The following is an 18,677-nucleotide window of genomic DNA, read 5'->3' on the forward strand; positions in this document are numbered from 1 at the left end:
TAATTCGCGGGTTTAATTTTTCGTAACACTCATATTCTGGAGTTTTCCATGGCTGTTCAACGTACTTTCTCGATCATCAAGCCTGACGCCGTTGCCAAAAACGTCATCGGCAAGATCACCACTCGCTTCGAAGAAGCTGGCCTGAAAATCGTTGCCTCGAAAATCAAGCAACTGTCCAAAGCCGAAGCCGAAGGCTTCTACGCTGAGCACAGCGCTCGCGGCTTCTTCGGTGACCTGGTTGCCTTCATGACTTCCGGTCCAGTTGTTGTTCAGGTTCTGGAAGGCGAAAACGCCATCGCTCTGAACCGTGAGCTGATGGGCGCTACCAACCCTAAAGAAGCTGCTGCCGGCACCATCCGTGCTGACTTCGCCGAGTCGATCGACGCCAACGCCGTTCACGGTTCGGACTCCGAAGCTGCCGCTGCTCGCGAAATCGCTTACTTCTTCGCTGCTACCGAGGTAACCACTCGCTAAGCGAAAGCTTACGGGTGAGGGTGAATCCATGACGACATCTACTGGCAAAATCAACCTGTTGGGCCTGACCCAGCCGGAAATGGAACAATTCTTCGACTCTATCGGGGAGAAGCGCTTCCGTGCCGGCCAGGTGATGAAATGGATTCACCATTTTGGCGTGTCCGACTTTGCGGCCATGACCAACGTAGGCAAGGTCTTGCGCGAAAAGCTCGAGGCCGTTGCCGAGATTCGCCCACCGGAAGTGGTCAGTGAAGACATTTCCGCCGACGGCACCCGCAAATGGGTGATCCGCGTTGCCTCCGGCAGTTGCGTCGAGACCGTCTACATTCCTACCGACGACCGCGGTACCCTGTGCGTATCGTCGCAAGCCGGCTGTGCCCTGGACTGCAGTTTCTGCTCCACCGGCAAGCAAGGCTTCAACAGCAACCTCACCGCCGCCGAAGTGATCGGCCAGGTGTGGCTTGCCAACAAATCCTTCGGGACCGTCCCTGCCAAAGTCGACCGCGCGATTACCAACGTGGTGATGATGGGCATGGGCGAGCCCTTGCTGAACTTCGACAACGTCATCGCCGCCATGAAAATCATGATGGATGACCTTGGCTATGGCATTTCCAAGCGTCGCGTCACGCTGTCCACCTCGGGCGTGGTACCGATGATCGACGAACTGGCCAAGCACATCGACGTGTCGCTGGCCCTTTCGCTGCACGCGCCGAACGACGAACTGCGCAACAAGCTGGTTCCGATCAACAAGAAGTACCCGCTGAAGGTGCTGCTGGAATCGTGCATGGGCTACATGTCTACCTTGGGCGGCAAGCGCGTGCTCACCGTCGAGTACACCTTGCTCAAGGACGTCAATGACCAGCCTGAGCATGCCGCGCAAATGATCGAGTTGCTGCGCGACGTACCGTGCAAGATCAACCTGATCCCGTTCAACCCGTTCCCGCATTCGGGCTACGAGCGGCCGAGCAACAACGCCATTCGTCGCTTCCAGGACCTGCTGCACCACGGTGGTTTCAACGTCACCACCCGCACCACCCGTGGCGACGACATCGACGCTGCCTGCGGCCAGCTGGTTGGCCAGGTCAACGACCGTACCCGCCGCAGTGAACGCTATATCGCTGTTCGCCAGCTTTCCGCAGACGTCGAGCTGCAAGACAGCGCCGCCAGCCACTGACCGGGACCTCGCCCATGAGCCTGCGCACCGCGCTGTCGATCCTTGCGCTTTCGCTGCTGGCCGGCTGCGTGTCGGGTGGCGTGGGCGACCCCCTGGCCAGTCGCCAGGGGAAGGTGGAAGCGGCGCGAGCTTATGTGCAGCTTGGCCTGGGTTATTTGCAACAGGGTTTGACCGAGCAGGCCAAGGCACCACTGGGCAAGGCCTTGGCGCTGGATGGGCGGGATGCCGACGCGCACGCTGCCCTGGCGCTGGTGTTTCAGGCCGAAGGCGAACCGGCGCTGGCCGAAACGCACTTTCGCAAGGCCCTGCAGATCAGCAGCGGCGACACACGAATTAGCAACAATTACGGCAGTTTCCTTTATGCTCAGGGGCGATTTGCCGAGGCCGAGCAGATGTTTCGCCTGGCCAGTGCCGATACCCTGTATCCTGAGCGCTCACGCGTGTACGAGAACCTGGGCCTGACCGCCCTCAAGCTCGAGCGCCGCGACCAGGCGCATGCCTATCTGTTGAAAGCGTTGCAACTCAACCAGCGGCAACCGAAAGCGTTGCTGGAAATGGCTGAGTTGTCCTACGAAAACAGGCATTATGTGCCGGCCCGGGACTACTACGATCGTTTCAGCCAGTTGAGCGACCACGACGCCCGTAGCCTGCTGCTGGGCAGCCGCCTTGCCAGGGTGTTCGACGAGCAGGGCGCACTGGCCGAACTGGGCCAGCAATTACAACGACTTTATCCCGGTACGCCGGAATACCAGCAATACCTGTCGGAGCAACGATGAACGCCGCGCATCCCGAAGTAGCAGTAGCGCCTGGCCAGAACCCCGGTGAGCTTTTGCGCCTGGCCCGTGAGAAACGGGACTGGTCTCAAGCCGAGGTGGCCCGCAAGCTCAACCTCACTGTCAGTTCGTTGAACCACGTGGAAACCGGCGCCTTCGACAAGCTGCCCGGGCATACCTTCGCGCGTGGCTATATTCGCGCCTATGCCAAGTTGATGGAGCTCGACCAGGCCGCCCTGGTAGAGGCCTTCGACCGCTACACCGGTACTCACGCCAAGGGCAGCGAAGTGCATTCGCTGGGCCGCATCGAAGAGCCGGTGCGCCTGTCGCATAACATCCTGCGCGGCGTCAGCCTGCTGTTGCTGGTGGCCGTGGTCGGTGGCGGCTTTGTTTGGTGGCAGGACCAGGGCAGCCTGCGTGGCAAGGACCTGGCCAAGATTGCCCTGGAGCACGTCGAAGTCGAAAGCGCCGACGGCACCACCCAGATTCACCCGCTCGATGAGCCTGAAGACCAGGCCGTTTCCGTCGGCCAGCAGGCCGAAAGCGCGCCGTTGGCGCTGGAGCAGGGCGCAACCGAGCAGCCTGCCGCCGCCGCTGAACAGGCGCCGACCAGCGCGGCCCCAGCCGCTGCCGCAGTGCCGGCCCCGGCCGCGGGCCAGCAAGCACCCGCGCAACCCGCGCCTGCTGCTGCGCCTGCCCCGGTAGCACCGGTTACCCCAGCACCTGCCGCTGTTGCGCCTGCGGCTACCGTGGTCGCCGCCGAGCCTGCCGCAATACCGGCTGGCAGTGCCAAGGTTGCCATCCAGTTCACCGCCGATTGCTGGACCCAGGTCAGCGACGGCAACGGCAAGGTGCTGTTCAGCGCCATCAAGCGCAAGGGGGACAACCTCGAGCTGACCGGCAAGCCGCCGTTCGCGGTGCGTCTGGGCTTTGCCCGTGGCGCCCAGGTCAGCTACAACGGCCAGGCCGTCGATGTTGCCCCGTTCACCAGTGGCGAGACCGCTCGCCTGAAGTTGGGACAGTAAGTCATGCACGGCGAATCTCCGATCAAACGTCGCGAATCCCGCAAAATTTGGGTCGGCAATGTGCCGGTGGGTGGTGACGCACCCATCGCGGTGCAGAGCATGACCAACACCGATACCAACGATGTAGCCGCCACCGTGGCGCAAATCCAGCGCCTGGTCGATGCCGGCGTGGACATCGTACGTGTCTCGGTACCGGACATGGACGCCGCCGAAGCCTTCGGCAAGATTAAGCAGCTGGTCAGCGTGCCGCTGGTCGCCGACATCCATTTCGACTACAAGATCGCTCTGCGCGTTGCCGAGCTGGGCGTCGATTGCCTGCGTATCAACCCAGGCAACATCGGCCGTGAAGACCGTGTGCGCGCCGTGGTCGATGCCGCCCGCGACCGTGGTATCCCGATCCGTATCGGGGTCAACGCCGGTTCCCTGGAAAAAGACCTGCAGAAGAAGTACGGCGAGCCAACCCCGGCAGCGCTGGTCGAGTCGGCCCTGCGCCACGTCGAGCACCTCGACCGCCTGGACTTCCAGGACTTCAAGGTCAGCGTCAAGGCCTCCGACGTGTTCATGGCCGTCGAAGCCTACCGGCTGCTGGCCAAGCAGATCGTGCAGCCGTTGCACTTGGGCATCACCGAAGCCGGTGGCCTGCGTTCGGGGACGGTGAAATCTGCCGTCGGCCTCGGTATGCTGCTGGCCGAAGGCATTGGCGATACCATCCGTATCTCGCTGGCGGCCGACCCGGTCGAAGAAGTGAAAGTCGGCTACGACATCCTCAAGTCGCTGCACCTGCGTTCGCGTGGCATCAACTTCATCGCCTGCCCGAGCTGCTCGCGGCAAAACTTCGATGTGGTCAAGACCATGAACGAGCTGGAAGGGCGCCTGGAAGACTTGCTGGTGCCGCTGGACGTGGCGGTGATCGGTTGCGTGGTCAACGGCCCAGGTGAAGCCAAGGAAGCCCATGTAGGCTTGACCGGCGGCACGCCGAACCTGATCTACATCGACGGCAAGCCTGCGCAGAAACTGACCAATGACAACCTGGTCGATGAGCTGGAAAAACTCATCCGCCAGAAAGCGGCCGAAAAGGTCGAGGCCGACGCGGCGCTGATCGTCCGTGGCTGACACACAGAATTCGTAAGGACTTTTCGTGAGCAAATCGCTGCAAGCCATCCGTGGCATGAACGACATCCTGCCAGAACAGTCGCCACTGTGGCGCTACTTCGAAGGCACCGTGGCCGGCCTGCTGGACACCTACGGGTACAGCCAGATCCGCACGCCGATCGTCGAGTTCACCGAGCTGTTCAAGCGCTCGATCGGTGAAGTGACCGACATCGTCGAAAAGGAGATGTACACCTTCGAGGACCGCAACGGCGATTCGCTGACCCTGCGCCCTGAAGGCACCGCGGCCTGCGTGCGCGCTGTGCTCGAACATGGCATCACCGGCAACGGCCAGGTGCAGAAGCTGTGGTACATCGGGCAGATGTTCCGCCATGAGCGCCCGCAGAAGGGCCGCTACCGCCAGTTTCACCAGATTGGCGTGGAAGTGTTCAACCTGGACGGCCCGGACATCGACGCCGAGCTGATCATGCTGACCTGGCGCCTGTGGGGCCTGCTGGGTATCCAGGATGCGGTCAAGCTCGAACTCAACAGCCTGGGCACCAGTGAAGCCCGTGCACGCTACCGTGACGCGTTGGTCGAGTTCCTCTCGGCGCGCCTGGAGCAGTTGGACGAAGACAGTCAGCGCCGCCTGAAGAGCAACCCGCTGCGCATTCTCGACAGCAAGGACCAGAACACCCAGGCGGTGCTGGTTGGCGCTCCGAAGCTGGAAGACTACCTGGACGAAGAATCCCGCGTGCACTTCGAAGGCCTCAAGGCCCGCCTGGACGCCGCCGGTATTCCGTTCGTGATCAACACCAAGCTGGTGCGTGGCCTGGACTACTACAGCAAGACCGTGTTCGAGTGGGTGACCGACAAGCTCGGTGCCCAGGGCACCGTGTGTGCCGGTGGCCGCTACGATGGCCTGGTCGAGCAGATGGGCGGCAAGCCAACCACGGGTGTTGGTTTCGCCATGGGCATCGAGCGCCTGATCCTGCTGCTGGAAACCCTGGGCAAGGTGCCAGAGTCCATCAGCCGCCAGATCGACGTTTACCTGTGCGCCTTCGGCGAGCAGGCGGAACTGGCTGGCCTGCGCCTTTCCGAAGGCCTGCGCGACCGCCTGCCGGGCCTGCGCCTGGCAGTCAACGCCGGCGGTGGCAGTTTCAAAAGCCAGTTCAAGAAAGCCGACAAGAGCGGCGCGCTGTTCGCCCTGATCCTCGGCGACGACGAATTGGCCAAGCAAGAGATCGGCTTGAAGCCCCTGCGTGGCCAGGGCGAACAACAGAACATTGCCTGGGATGCTCTTGCAGAGCACCTGGAAACCGCGATCGCGCAGGCGTAACGCGGTTCAACAAGCGAATAGGCGAAAAGGAGTATTGGGGTGTCGAGTACCGATGATGATGACCTGGCAGGGGTCAAGGACTGGTGGAACCGCAACGGCAAGCCGCTGCTGACCGGCGCATTGCTGGCTGGCGTGGTGGTGCTGGGCTGGAATACCTGGCACAAGTACCAGAACAACCAGTCGCAAGGTGCCTCGCAGCTGTATCAGGCTTTGCTTGAAACCAGCCTGACGCCGACTGGCCAGCCAGACGCCACCAAGGTCGCGGAGCTGTCCGGCAAGCTCAAGAGCGAGTTCGGCGGCACCGCCTACGCCCAGTACGGCAGCCTGTTCGTGGCCAAGGTAGCGGTCGAGACCGGCAAGCTCGACGACGCTGCCGCCGAGCTGAAAAGCGTGCTGGACAAGCCGGCCGACGTGACCCTGGGCGAGATTTCGCGCCAGCGTCTGGCTCGCGTACTGGCCGCCCAGAACAAGGCCGAGGACGCCCTGAAGCTGCTTGACGGCGACGCCGACAAAGCCTTCCTGGCCAGCCGTGAAGAGTTGAAGGGTGACCTGCTGGTACAGCTGGGTCGCGCCGACGACGCGCACAGCGCTTACGAAAAAGCCAAGGCTGCGCTGTCCGATGACGCGGCGGTCGGTGGCCTGCAATTGAAGCTGGATGACCTGGCTAAAGGGGACGCGTAAGTGATCGGTTGGAAACATGCAGCAGTGCTGACCCTGGCCGTACTGGCCGCAGGTTGCAGCAGCAACAGCAAGAAGGAACTGCCCCCGGCCGAGCTGACCAAGTTCACCGAGGAAGTGGTACTGAAAAAGCAGTGGAGCCGTTCGATCGGTGACGGCCAGGGTAAAACCTACAACACCTTGGTACCGGCCATCGAAAACGACCGTATCTACGCTTCCGACGTCAATGGCGAAGTCTTTGCCCTTGATCGCATCACCGGTGACGTGGTGTGGAAGAAAGACCTGGAGCTGCAGGTTTCCGGCGCTGTTGGCGTGGGCTACGGCCTGGTCATGCTCGGTACCCTCAAGGGTGAAGTCATTGCCCTGGACTCCAGCACCGGTGAAGAGCGCTGGCGCTCCCGCGTGACCAGCGAAGTGCTGGCACCACCGGCCAACAACGGTGATGTGGTGGTGGTACAGACCCAGGACGACCGCCTGATCGGCCTGGATGCCGCCACTGGCGACCGCCGCTGGATCTACGAAAACACCCCGGCCGTACTGACCCTGCGTGGCACCGGTGCGCCGATCGCCACCAACCGTCTGGCCATTGCCGGCCTGTCCACTGGCAAGGTGGTCGCGGTGGACATCAACAACGGCGTGCCGGTGTGGGAAAGCCGCGTGGCCATCCCGCAGGGCCGTTCCGAGCTGGACCGTGTGGTCGACATCGACGGCGGTCTGCTGCTGTCCGGTGAAACCCTCTACGTCAGCACCTACCAGGGCCGCGTAGCGGGCCTGGACCTGGAAAGCGGCCGCGTGCTGTGGCAGCGCGATGCCTCCAGCTATGTGGGTGTCGCCCAGGGTTACGGCAACGTCTATGTCAGCGAAGCCTCGGGTACTGTCGAGAGTGTCGACGAGCGCTCTTCCAGCGCCCTGTGGAGCAACGACACCATGGCCCGCCGTCAGCTGTCGGCACCGGAAGTGTTCTCCAGCTACGTGGCTGTAGGGGACTTCGAAGGCTACCTGCACCTGCTGAGCCAGGTCGATGGCCGCTTCGTCGGCCGTGAGCGTATCGACAGCGATGGCCTGCGCGCCCGGCCACTTGTGGTCGGTGACACCATCTACGTCTTCGGCAACAGCGGCAAGCTCGAGGCACTGACCGTCCGCTGAAGCTATGCTTGGAGCCTTGGCGGGCTTCAAGCCGCGGCGTAGGAAACGCCGCCCGTACTCCGGCCGCTGCCTTGCAGCGGCCTTTGCATTTTCAAGAATTCGAGAGTGGAGAGCCGATGGTTCCCGTAATAGCCCTGGTGGGCCGCCCGAACGTCGGCAAATCCACCATGTTCAACCGCCTGACCAAAACCCGCGATGCCATCGTCGGTGACTTGTCGGGCCTGACCCGTGACCGCCAGTACGGTGACGCCACCTGGCAGGGTCGTTCCTTCATTTTGATCGACACCGGTGGTATCACCGGTGACGAAGTGGGCATGGACGAGAAAATGGCCGAGCAGTCGCTCATGGCCATCGAAGAAGCCGACTATGTGCTGTTTCTGGTCGATGCCCGTACGGGCATGACCGCAGCAGACCAGATGATCGCCGAGCACCTGCGCAAGCGGAACAAGTCGGCGATTCTGGTTGCCAACAAGATCGACAACATCGACCCCGACGTTGCCCGCGCCGAATTCTCGCCAATGGGCATGGGTAACGCCATTCCGGTGGCGGGTTCCCAGGGCCGTGGTATCAATGCCCTGATGGAAGCCGTGCTCGGCCACCTGCCGCGTGATGCCGAAGACGAAGCCCTCGACCAGGAAGTCGCCGAAGGCGAGGAAGCCGTGCGCATTCCTGGCCCAAGCGAAAAGGATGGCATCAAGATCGCCATCATCGGCCGCCCCAACGTTGGTAAGTCGACTCTGGTCAACCGCATGCTCGGCGAAGAGCGTGTGGTGGTCTACGACGAGCCAGGCACCACCCGCGACAGTATCTACATCCCGTTCGAACGCGATGGCGAGAAGTACACCTTCATCGACACCGCCGGGGTGCGTAAGCGCGGCAAGATCCACGAGGAAGTCGAAAAGTTCTCGGTGGTGAAGACGCTGCAGGCGATCAAGGACGCCAACGTGGTCATCTTCGTCATGGATGCCCGCGAAGGCGTGGTTGACCACGACCTCAACCTGCTGGGCTTCGCCCTGGAAGCCGGCCGCGCCATCGTCATCGCCCTGAACAAGTGGGATGGCATGGAACCGGGCGAGCGTGCCTACGTGAAGACCGAGCTGGAGCGCCGGCTGTTCTTCGTCGACTTCGCCGACATTCACTTCATTTCCGCCTTGCATGGCACAGGTGTAGGCAACCTGTACAAGTCGGTGCAGGCCGCGTTCAAGTCGGCGGTCACCCGTTGGCCGACCAGCCGCCTGACGCAGATCCTCGAAGATGCCGTGAGCGAGCACCAGCCGCCGTTGGTCAATGGCCGCCGCATCAAGCTGCGCTATGCCCACCTCGGGGGTGCCAACCCGCCGCTGATCGTGATCCACGGCAACCAGACCGAGAGCATTCCCAAGTCGTACTCGCGTTACCTGGAAAACACCTACCGCCGCGTACTGAAACTGGTCGGTACGCCGATCCGTATCGAGTACAAGGGCGGTGAGAACCCGTTCGAGGGCAAGAAGAACACCCTCACCGACCGCCAGGTCAACAAGAAGCGCCGCTTGATGTCGCACCACAAGAAGGCCGAGAAGAAGCGCCGCGACAAGCGCTAGCAGTGATAACGGGGCCGCTATGCGGCCCCGTTTTTGATCCACCGCAATCCCCCTATTGTTTCAACCTTTTTCCTGACCGCTCGATCCGCTATGCTCGGACTCCACCCCGTGCCGGATACACCCCAGGAAAGAGGGCTCCATGATCCGCAGCAAACTGCCGAATGTCGGCACGACCATCTTCACCACCATGTCCCAGCTCGCCGTGCAGACTGGCGCGCTCAACCTGTCCCAAGGCTTCCCCGATTTCAATGGCCCGCAGGCACTGCTCGATGCGGTAGGCCGGCACGTGGCCGCCGGGCATAACCAGTATTCGCCGATGACCGGCTTGCCGGCCCTGCGCCAGCAGGTGGCGGCCAAGGTCGAGCGCCTGTATGGCGCCAGGGTGGATGCGGACCAGGAAGTGACCATCACCCCGGGTGCCACCGAGGCGATCTTTTGTGCCATCCAGGCGGTGGTGCATGCCGGTGACGAGGTAATCGTCTTCGACCCGTGCTACGACAGCTACGAGCCGTCCGTGGAGCTGGCCGGTGGCCGCTGTGTGCATGTGCAACTGAGCGACGGCAATTTCCGTATCGACTGGCAGAAGTTCAGCGATGCGCTGAGCCCGCGCACGCGCATGGTCATCCTCAACTCGCCGCACAACCCCAGCGGTGCCTTGATCACCCGCGAAGACCTTGACCAGCTGGCAAAGCTCGTTGCCGACCGCGATATTTACCTGGTCAGCGATGAAGTGTACGAGCACCTGGTTTATGACGGCGTTCGCCATGCCAGCGTGCTGGCCCACGAGCAGCTGTACCAACGTGCCTTCGTGGTCAGCTCGTTCGGCAAGACCTACCACGTTACCGGCTGGAAGACAGGCTACGTGATCGCTCCGCCCGCGCTGAGCGCAGAGCTGCGCAAGGTGCACCAGTACGTCAACTTCTGCGGGGTGACACCGCTGCAGTGTGCGCTGGCCGACTTCATGGCCGAGCACCCCGAGCATATCGATGAACTGCCGGCGTTCTATCAGGCCAAGCGCGACCTGTTCTGCGGTTTGCTGGAGGGCTCGCGCTTCAGCTTTGCCCGCACGGCGGGCACTTATTTCCAGCTGGTGGATTATTCGCAGATCCGCCCGGACCTGAACGATGTCGACATGTCGCTGTGGCTGACCCGTGAGCACGGCGTGGCGACCATCCCGGTGTCGGTGTTCTACCAGCAACCCATCCCCGAGCAACGCCTGGTGCGCCTGTGCTTTGCCAAACGAGAGGAGACGCTGCGTCAGGCAGCGGAACGACTATGCGCGATCTGAGCACACTGCCGAACCTGAGAGTCGCCCTGGTGCAAACCACCTTGGCCTGGCACGACCGCGAGGCCAACTATGCACACTTCGAGGAGTTGCTGGAGCAGGTGGGCGAAGTGGACCTGGTGATCCTGCCGGAAATGTTCACCACCGGCTTTTCGATGCAGTCGGAAAGCTTGTGCGAGCCGGAGAACGGCCCGACCTACAAATGGCTGAAAGCCCAGGCGAAGAAATACAGCGCGGTGATTACCGGCAGCGTAATCATCCAGGCGGCCGATGGTAGCCACCGCAACCGTCTGTTGTGGGCGCGACCGGACGGCGAGATCCTGCATTACGACAAACGCCACCTGTTCCGCATGGCCGGCGAGCACAAGCATTACACCCCAGGCGAGCGCCAGGTGCAGTTCGAGGTAAAGGGCTGGCGGATTCGCCCGCTGATTTGTTATGACCTGCGCTTCCCGGTGTGGAGCCGCGATGCCCAGGACACCGACCTGCTGCTGTACACCGCCAACTGGCCGGCAGCGCGCCGCCAGCACTGGAACCGCCTGTTGCCGGCGCGGGGTATCGAGAACCTGTGTTATGTGGCTGCGGTGAACCGGGTGGGCACGGATGGCAAAGGCTTTGCGTATTCGGGTGACAGCCAGGTGCTGGACTTCCAGGGCGAGAGCCTGCTGAGCGCCGGCGAGGCGGACGGGGTATTTACTGCTGTGTTGAGTGCGGCGGAACTGGCGGCGTACCGGGCCAAATTCCCGGCCAACCTGGATGCCGATACCTTCGAGTTGCACTGACAGCAGGTCAGGCCCCTTGTAGCACAAGGGGCCTGATGCCTTTACATCAATGTCTGATCAGTAAACATCCCGCCGATACCGCCCATCCTCGATCAGTTGCTGCACAGCGGCTTCCCCAAGCATGCCGTTGAGCGCCGCATCTACCCCCGCAGCCATGCCTTGCAGGCTGCCGCAGACATACACACAGGCACCCTCCGCGACCCAGCGTTTGAACGCGTCAGCCTGCTGCAGCAACACATCCTGCACATACACCTTCTCGGCCTGATCCCGCGAAAACGCCAGGTCCAGCCGTACCAGGTCGCCGCTGTCCAGCCAGCCCTGCAGTTCATCCCCACACAACAGGTCATGCGCTCGGTTACGCTCGCCAAACAGCAGCCAGTTGCGCTGCTCGCCTGCATTTGCCCGGGCCCGGATCAAGCTGCGCAGGCCGGCAATGCCTGTGCCGTTGCCGATCAGGATCAGGGGGGCAGCGGTTTCGGGCAGGTGGAAGCCACTGTTCCTTCGCAGGCGCAGGCTCAATGTGCCGTTCAACGGCAAGTACTCGGTCAGCCAACCGGAACCCAGGCCCAGGTGGCCGTCGGCGTGGCGTTCCTGGCGCACGATCAGCTCCAGCACACCATCACTGGCGATCGAGGCAATGGAGTATTCGCGGCTGCCGATTGGCACCAGTGCGTCGATCAGCGCTTGCGGCTGCAAGCCGATCAGGTGATCGCGGCGTGTTGGCAGCTGGCGGCCAGCCAGGGCTTGGGCCAGTGTTTCGCTCAGGCCATTCACTTGCACCTGGGTGTTGGCGTCCAGTGCCATACCCTTGAGGAACGCGTCGATCCGTGGCTGACCATTGAGCGGCAGGATCTCCACCAGGTCACCGGCTTCCCAGCTGGCAGGCGCCTCTGGGCGCAGGCCTAGCAGGTACACCGGTTGGCCCTGACTGCCCGGGTTGAGCAGTTCGCGGTGCACCAGCGACCAGTTGCCAAAGCTCGGCGGTTGCCATGCAGCTACCGGCTGGGCACCGGTTAGTTGTGCCAGTTCCTGCTGCCACTGCTGCAGGGCAGCCTGGTCGGCGTTGTCCACTTCCACCGGGCTGAAGGCGCTGCTGGCACCGCGCTCACCCAGCCACGCCTGCAGGCGTCGAGCAAAGCCGCAGAAGTGCGGGTACTGGCGATCACCGAGGGCGAGCAGGGCATAGCTGAGGTCGTTCAGTACCCAGGGCTGGCCGAGCACCTTGCGCTCGAAGGCGCGGGCGCTGTCGGGGGCTTCGCCATCGCCGAACGTGCTGACCACGAACAGCGCACGGCGAGCCTGGCGCAGGTCGTTTTCGCCCAACTCGGCCAGGGCGCGCACTTGCACTGGCAGGCCGGCGGCTTGCAATTGCCCGGCACTCTGCCAGGCCAGCTGTTCGGCAAAGCCGCTTTGGCTGGCAAAACCGATCAGCCAGCTATCGCCACTGCCGTTGCTACTGGCGACGTTGCCACGGGCCTCACGTACCTGGCGCTTTTTGCGGCGACGGTCGAGGTACAGCAGCCAGCCGGTGACGAAGAACAACGGCATTGTCAGGCTGGCGATGGTGACGATGATGCGCCCCGGCAGGCCAAAGTACTCACCGACGTGCAGGGCGTAGACGCTTTGCAGCAGCTGGGCCTTGAAGGATTTGTCGGTGTAGCGGTCGTGGTTTTTCACCTGGCCGGTGGCCGGGTCCAGCACCAGGGTGTTGAAGGCGCGAGGGTGATCGGCGTTGTCCAGCAGGTAGAACAGGTTGGCCGGCTGGCCGCCAACCGGTGGCAGGCGCAGGTTGTAGGCGGCAAGGCCTGGGCCTGCGGCGTCCTTGAGGTTGGACCAGATGGCGTCGTAGTCGACCACCAGCGGCGGGGCATTCTTGTCGACTTTCTGCGGCCCGTGGCGGCCACGGCCTTCGCCGCGCTTCTGCTGCTGGCCGGCCGCTGGCGCGTCGGCCAGCAGCTTGTTCAGGCCTTCGCGGTACCATTCGTAGGACCAGAACAGCCCGGTCAGGGCGAACAGCAGATAGAACAGCAGGCACCAGGTGCCGGCCACGGCGTGCAGGTCCCAGTTGAAGGCACGGCCTTTCTTGGCCCAGTCGAAGGTCAGCCAGGTGCGCCAGTCCAGCGCCTTGCGCGGCCAGCGCAGGTACAGGCCGGACAGGCAGAAGAACACCAGCATCAGGGTGCAGGCACCGGTGATCTGCCGGCCAGTGTCGCCCATGGCCAGGAAACGGTGCAGGTTGAGCATGAGATTGAAGAAGCCTTGCCCGGCTACTTCGCCTTTTAGTTCGCCAGTGTACGGGTCGGCATAGCGCAGCTCGCCACGGCGTTCGCCCGGTGGTGGCATGAAGAAGATGCGTGCGGCATTGCCTTCGCGCACGTCCACCCACAGCATCGACACTTTGTCATGTTGCTGGGCTTCGACCCGCTGCACCAGTTCGGCCGGTGGCAGCACGCCTTCGGCGCGCACTTCTACCTTGAGCACATCGGCATTGAACGCACGCAGCAGTTCTTCCTGGAACGAGTACAGGGCGCCGGTAATGCCCATCAAGGCCAGTACCAGGCCTGCGGTGATGCCAAAGAACCAGTGCAATTGGAACAGCGTCTTCTTCACCACATCGATCACCTTGTCTTACTGCCGCACACTGCGCGGCGTGCATTATGCCTTGATACGCAAAAGCCCCGCTCACAGGAATGAACGGGGCTTGAGGGTGTTTCGTCAGAAGTGGACGCTGGTGGTCAACAGTGCAGTCCGCCCGGCCGCCTGGTTGGCGAAGTGGGTGGAGAAGGCCTTGTCGTAGTACACCTCGTTGGTCAGGTTCTGCACGTTCAACTGCAGGTCGACGTTCTTGGTCAGCTTGTAGGCGGCCATGGCGTCGTAGCGTACGTAGCTGTCGACCATGGTGGTGTTGGCCACGCTGCCGTACACGTCATCCACGTAGAAGGCACCGCCACCGACGGTCAGCTTCGGCGTGATCGAGTAGGTCGTCCACAGGCTGGCGCTGTTGTTCGGCGTGTTCGGCAGCTGGTTGCCGTCGTTGGCCTTGCCCAGCGGGCCGCCGTCGATCTGGCGAGCCTGCATGTAGGTGTAACCGGCGAATACCTGCCATTTGTCGGTGATCTTGCCGCTGGCCGACAGTTCGATACCTTGCACGCGGGTTTCGCCGACGTTTTCGTAGGTGGTGGTGTCCACCTGGACGCGGGCGTTTTCCTTCTCGGTGCGGAACAGTGCGGCGGTCAGCGACAGGCGCTGGTCGAGCAGGTCCCACTTGGTGCCGATTTCGTAGTTGGTGGTTTCTTCCGGCTCCATGTCGCTGCTCAACAGGTTGCCGTTGCGGTCAGTGCTGTTTGGTGGCGGGTTGCCTTCCATGCCTTCGCCAAGCATCGCGCCTGGAGGTGTCGCGGAGGTGGCATAGGAAACGTAGATGCTACCGTTCTCGGCTGGCTTCCAGACCAGGCCAAGTTGGCCCGTTACGAATTCACTCTTGTCTCGACCTTTGGCTGCGATTCCTTTGGTGTTCACGACGGTCGCGCCAGCAGCGTCATAAGTACGGTACTGGGTGTCGAAGTGGTCGTAGCGCAGCCCCATGTTCAGCAGCCAATCAGGCGTTAGCTCCAGGGTGTCGAACACATACAGGGCGCGCGTAGTGCCTTTGGTATCGGTGCCGGCGTAGTTGCGCGAGATCGCGCCGTTCCATGGGTCGTCCGGGTTCGGGTTGCCCAGCGAGGTGCAGTTGTAGCCGCTGTTCGCGCCGATCAGGCTTGGGTTACAGGTGGTGGCGGTCGAGCCACGGGTATTGGTGTCGACGTTGTAGGTGGAGCGCTTGCTCTCTTCACGGCTCAGTTCGATACCGGTGGAGAAGCTGTTCTTCAGGCCGCCCAGGTAGAACTCGCCGAACAGGTCGGTCTGGTTGGTGGTGGTGGCGGTGTTGCCGACACGGGTGTTGGCACGGCGCCAGACGCTACCGTTGTTGACGTTGCCCTTGCTGTCGTCAGGCTGGGTCAGGATGTAGTCCTGCATGCTGTTGCCGTGACGCAGGGTGTTCTTGATGGTCAGCGAGTCGGTCAGGTCGTGCTCGATGGCGAAGGTGGCGATGTCCACGCGGCTCTTGCGGAAGTCGCGACCGGTCAAGCCATAGAAGTTATCGCTGTCGCCGCCGTCGTCCGGTTTGCTCGGGTGCGCCGAGGTGCGTCCACCGCTGCCATTGGTCGGAATGCTGTACGGGATGCCCGAATCCGGCAGGTCGTCGCTTTCCAGGTGATAGTAGTCGAGGTTGACGCGGGTCGGGGTGCCCAGGCCGAAGGCCAGCGATGGGGCGATACCCCAGCGGTCGTAGTTGACCTTGTCGCGGCCGGCGACGTTGCTTTCGTGGGTCATCAGGTTCAGGCGGCCGGCAACGGTGTCGCTGAATTGGTAGTTGCCGTCGAAGGTGTAGCGTTGGGTCTGGTCGCTGCCCCAGGTCCAGGCGCCGTCCAGCGAGTTGCCCAGGTGCGCACGCTTGCTCACCAGGTTGATGGTGCCGCCGGCCGCGCCGCGGCCACCGATGGCCGAGTTCGGGCCCTTGGCCACTTCAACTGATTCGATGGCAAAGATTTCGCGGGTTTGCGCGCCAGTGTCACGCACGCCATCCAGGTAGGTATCGCCTTGGGCGTCGAAGCCGCGAATGAACGGGCGGTCACCTTGCGGGTTGCCGCCTTCGCCGGCACCAAAGGTGATGCCCGGCACAGTACGCAAGGCGTCCTGCAGGGTCAGGGCATTGGTGTCCTTGATCACTTGCTGCGGGATCACGGTGACCGAGCGCGGGGTGTCCACCAGCGGCGCGGTGTACTTCTGCGAGGCGGCCTTCTCGACCTTGTAATCGGTGCTGGCTTGTTCAGCTTTGCCGTTGACGCTGGTGGCATCGAGGGTAATGGCGCTGCTGGCGGCCGGGTCGGCGGCATACACCGACGAGGCGCTAAGGGCGACACCGATGGCAGACACGATCAGGCGTGGCGAACTCACTGCAGATGGTACGTACTGGCGCATTGCTTAGGACCTTCCCCAAGGTGTTGAGGCGGCGGATACTAATGTAAGCAATTGTGACTAACAATTGAGAGTCGTTACCATTCGTGAAGAATTTACAATCTTTACAATTTGCCCTTACGGTTTCATACAGCTGAAACGTCTTAAGCGGCGAACGGGGCTTGTGCAGCGCAAAAGGGAATCAATATCATTGGCGCCTTTACATTTCCTAACGGTGCTGCCGCCATGCTGCTTCACATCCCAGGCCTGTTCGACGCTGATGAACTGGCCCGTATCCGCGAGGCGCTGGAGCAGGCCGACTGGGCCGATGGCAAGGTCACGGCTGGTTATCAGTCGGCCAAGGCCAAACACAACCTGCAGTTGCCGGAAGGGCACGCGCTGGCCAAGGAGATCGGCTCTGCGCTGATCGACCGCTTGTGGAAAACCCCGCGCTTCATGTCTGCAGCGTTGCCGCACAAGGTGTTCCCGCCGCTGATCAATTGCTACCGCGAAGGTGGCAACTTCGGTTTCCACATCGACAACGCCCTGCGCCAGCCCAAGGGCAGCCCGGAGCGGGTGCGTACCGACCTGTCTTCCACGCTGTTCCTCAGCGACCCAGACAGCTACGACGGCGGTGAGCTGGTGATTCAGGACACCTATGGCGTGCAGCAGGTCAAGCTGGCCGCCGGTGACCTGGTGCTGTACCCCGGCACCAGCCTGCACAAGGTCAACCCGGTGACCCGTGGGCAGCGCTATGCCGCATTCTTCTGGACCCAGAGCCTGGTGCGCGAGGACAGCCAGCGGGCACTGCTGTTCGAGATGGACAACGCCATCCAGCAACTGACTGCCGATGTGCCAGACCATCCTTCGCTGCTGCAACTGACGGGCACCTACCACAACCTGCTGCGCCGCTGGGCTGAGGTCTGAGCTGTGTCCTATCTCTTGCGACGTGAAGAAGTGGTGGATGTGGCCGGCTTGCAGGCCATGCTCGAAGAAAGCCCCGGCAAGGCCGCCCAGGCGATCTTGGCGGCGGCGGGGCAGGGCGCGGTCGAGGCGCAGTTGCTGTTGGGGCAGATCCTGCTGGATGGCCGCGGTATTGAAGAAGATGCAACCGTGGCCCGGCGTTGGTTTGGCATCGCCGCACAGGGCGGCAGTGCCATGGCGCACAACATGCTCGGGCGTTGCCTGGAACATGGCTGGGGCGGCGAGGTGAGTTTGTCGCAAGCGGCCGTTCACTATGCGCGTGCCGCCGACGCGGGGCTGGACTGGGGCCTGTACAACCTGGGCAACCTACTGGCGACCGGGCGCGGTGTGCCGGCCAATCAGGGGCAGGCACTGATGTGCTACGAGAAGGCTGCGCAAATGGGGCATGCCAAGTCGATGAACCTGTATGGGCGTTACCTGGAGCAGGGCATTGCCACGGCGCCCAGCCCGGCGCGGGCGGTACGCTGGTATCGGCGTTCGGCCGAGGCGGGGGATTTCCGTGGGATGTTCAGCCTGGCGCTGGTGCTGGTCGAGCGTGGGCAACTGGCCGAGGCTGGGCAGTGGCTGGAACACGCGCGGGTTGAAGGGAACATGAACTTCCTGCGCGCTGCGTTGGTAACCTTGCAGGGCGCCGGGCCGGTGTTGATGGCTTTTGCGGCGCGGTATGCCGAGGAGATCGAGCGGCGCGGGGCGTGATGGCGCGGCCCGAAGGGCTGCCCGGTACCTGTGGGCGCCGGTAGCCGTTCCACATTACCTTCGGTGCGCGTGATGATCATGCTGAAAGCCCATTTCCCGAGGGGCTGACATGTCATTCATTCAAGAACGTTCTTTCATTGCCACGCTGACTTCCACTACGCCTGGCTACCAGGGCATTCTCGATTCTGTCGAGTTCAAAACTATGCCTGCCTCGCGTTGTAACAACTGGCTCACCGTTGCATCACCGTATTCAGTCCGGGCACAGCAACGCTTTTGGTTTGGTTACTTCGAGGGCGACAGGCCTGGTTACAGGATTGTCACCGTGGAGTCGGAGGCGGGGGCGTCCCATCGTGATACCTGGGACCTGGGCAGCGGAAACTGCGTGGGTTACTACCCGAAAGTCGCCAAGCCATTGTTATGGCGCATTTGGGTCAGTGGCCAAGCGCTGGCGATCCCAGAGGTTTCCGAGTATTCAGGGGTGACGATTGCCGCAGTTGGTAGCGTACCGCTGGGGGTTCGTGATCGTAAATCGTGGGAGGATCACTATGTCAGCGCAGGTGCGCCGAACAAACTGATCATGCAGATGTGTATCAGCGAGGTGAACGTGCCGTACTTCGACAGCTATTCAATGTTTCGGCGCTGAGCGAGCATTGA

16 protein-coding genes are annotated in these 18,677 nt (G+C 62.5%); 14 read left to right on the forward strand and 2 right to left on the reverse strand.

What is annotated here, in order from left to right:
- The first annotated feature begins 48 nt into the window (after window positions 1-48).
- The 11 genes from ndk to APH35_RS15420 all read left to right on the forward strand — a co-directional run bounded on the left by ndk (window position 49) and on the right by APH35_RS15420 (window position 11,345).
- Complete coding sequence (gene ndk, locus APH35_RS15370) at window positions 49-474, forward strand: nucleoside-diphosphate kinase (protein WP_008092560.1); 426 nt, start codon at window positions 49-51, stop codon at window positions 472-474.
- Between the two features lie 28 nt (window positions 475-502).
- Window positions 503-1,648, forward strand: a complete 1,146-nt coding sequence (gene rlmN / locus APH35_RS15375) for a 23S rRNA (adenine(2503)-C(2))-methyltransferase RlmN (protein ID WP_012270596.1) — start codon at window positions 503-505, stop codon at window positions 1,646-1,648.
- A 14-nt stretch (window positions 1,649-1,662) separates the two neighbouring features.
- Window positions 1,663-2,424, forward strand: a complete 762-nt coding sequence (gene pilW, locus APH35_RS15380) for a type IV pilus biogenesis/stability protein PilW (protein WP_060515062.1) — start codon at window positions 1,663-1,665, stop codon at window positions 2,422-2,424.
- Window positions 2,421-3,446, forward strand: coding sequence for a RodZ domain-containing protein (locus APH35_RS15385; RefSeq protein ID WP_060515063.1), 1,026 nt, complete (start codon window positions 2,421-2,423; stop codon window positions 3,444-3,446). Before pilW ends, APH35_RS15385 begins: the two co-directional genes overlap by 4 nt.
- Before the next feature lie 3 nt (window positions 3,447-3,449).
- Window positions 3,450-4,559, forward strand: a complete 1,110-nt coding sequence (gene ispG / locus APH35_RS15390; RefSeq protein WP_012270599.1) for a flavodoxin-dependent (E)-4-hydroxy-3-methylbut-2-enyl-diphosphate synthase — start codon at window positions 3,450-3,452, stop codon at window positions 4,557-4,559.
- A gap of 25 nt (window positions 4,560-4,584) precedes the next feature.
- Complete coding sequence (gene hisS / locus APH35_RS15395; RefSeq protein WP_003248516.1) at window positions 4,585-5,874, forward strand: histidine--tRNA ligase; 1,290 nt, start codon at window positions 4,585-4,587, stop codon at window positions 5,872-5,874.
- A 39-nt stretch (window positions 5,875-5,913) separates the two neighbouring features.
- The gene (locus APH35_RS15400; RefSeq protein ID WP_012270600.1) at window positions 5,914-6,555 is read left to right on the forward strand and encodes a tetratricopeptide repeat protein; all 642 of its coding nucleotides are present in this window, start codon (window positions 5,914-5,916) and stop codon (window positions 6,553-6,555) included.
- The gene (bamB, locus tag APH35_RS15405) at window positions 6,556-7,698 is read left to right on the forward strand and encodes an outer membrane protein assembly factor BamB (protein WP_012270601.1); all 1,143 of its coding nucleotides are present in this window, start codon (window positions 6,556-6,558) and stop codon (window positions 7,696-7,698) included.
- Window positions 7,699-7,814: 116 nt separating this feature from the next.
- The gene (gene der / locus APH35_RS15410; protein WP_060515064.1) at window positions 7,815-9,278 is read left to right on the forward strand and encodes a ribosome biogenesis GTPase Der; all 1,464 of its coding nucleotides are present in this window, start codon (window positions 7,815-7,817) and stop codon (window positions 9,276-9,278) included.
- A gap of 139 nt (window positions 9,279-9,417) precedes the next feature.
- A complete protein-coding gene (locus APH35_RS15415) occupies window positions 9,418-10,566 on the forward strand; it encodes a pyridoxal phosphate-dependent aminotransferase (RefSeq protein WP_012270603.1) in 1,149 nt (382 codons plus the stop codon).
- Window positions 10,554-11,345: an amidohydrolase gene (locus APH35_RS15420; RefSeq protein ID WP_012270604.1), complete on the forward strand. Its 792-nt coding sequence runs from the start codon at window positions 10,554-10,556 to the stop codon at window positions 11,343-11,345. The genes APH35_RS15415 and APH35_RS15420 overlap by 13 nt, the downstream gene beginning before the upstream one ends.
- Before the next feature lie 57 nt (window positions 11,346-11,402).
- On the opposite strand, the gene APH35_RS15425 is transcribed toward APH35_RS15420, so the two are convergent.
- Window positions 11,403-13,958: a PepSY domain-containing protein gene (locus APH35_RS15425; RefSeq protein WP_060515065.1), complete on the reverse strand. Its 2,556-nt coding sequence runs from the start codon at window positions 13,956-13,958 to the stop codon at window positions 11,403-11,405.
- Window positions 13,959-14,060: 102 nt separating this feature from the next.
- Window positions 14,061-16,367 (reverse strand): TonB-dependent receptor, encoded by a 2,307-nt coding sequence (locus tag APH35_RS15430; protein ID WP_012270606.1) that lies wholly within the window; start codon window positions 16,365-16,367, stop codon window positions 14,061-14,063.
- Window positions 16,368-16,589: 222 nt separating this feature from the next.
- On the opposite strand from APH35_RS15430, the gene APH35_RS15435 reads away from it, so the two are divergent.
- From APH35_RS15435 to APH35_RS15445, 3 genes are all read left to right on the forward strand, one after another.
- The gene (locus APH35_RS15435; protein ID WP_060493213.1) at window positions 16,590-17,270 is read left to right on the forward strand and encodes a Fe2+-dependent dioxygenase; all 681 of its coding nucleotides are present in this window, start codon (window positions 16,590-16,592) and stop codon (window positions 17,268-17,270) included.
- A gap of 3 nt (window positions 17,271-17,273) precedes the next feature.
- Complete coding sequence (locus APH35_RS15440) at window positions 17,274-18,023, forward strand: tetratricopeptide repeat protein (RefSeq protein ID WP_060515066.1); 750 nt, start codon at window positions 17,274-17,276, stop codon at window positions 18,021-18,023.
- A gap of 109 nt (window positions 18,024-18,132) precedes the next feature.
- The gene (locus APH35_RS15445) at window positions 18,133-18,666 is read left to right on the forward strand and encodes a hypothetical protein (RefSeq protein WP_012270609.1); all 534 of its coding nucleotides are present in this window, start codon (window positions 18,133-18,135) and stop codon (window positions 18,664-18,666) included.
- Window positions 18,667-18,677: the final 11 nt, after the last annotated feature.

The sequence above is a fragment of the Pseudomonas sp. NBRC 111132 genome (assembly GCF_001320565.1).
In the GTDB taxonomy this organism is placed as follows: domain Bacteria; phylum Pseudomonadota; class Gammaproteobacteria; order Pseudomonadales; family Pseudomonadaceae; genus Aquipseudomonas; species Aquipseudomonas putida_P.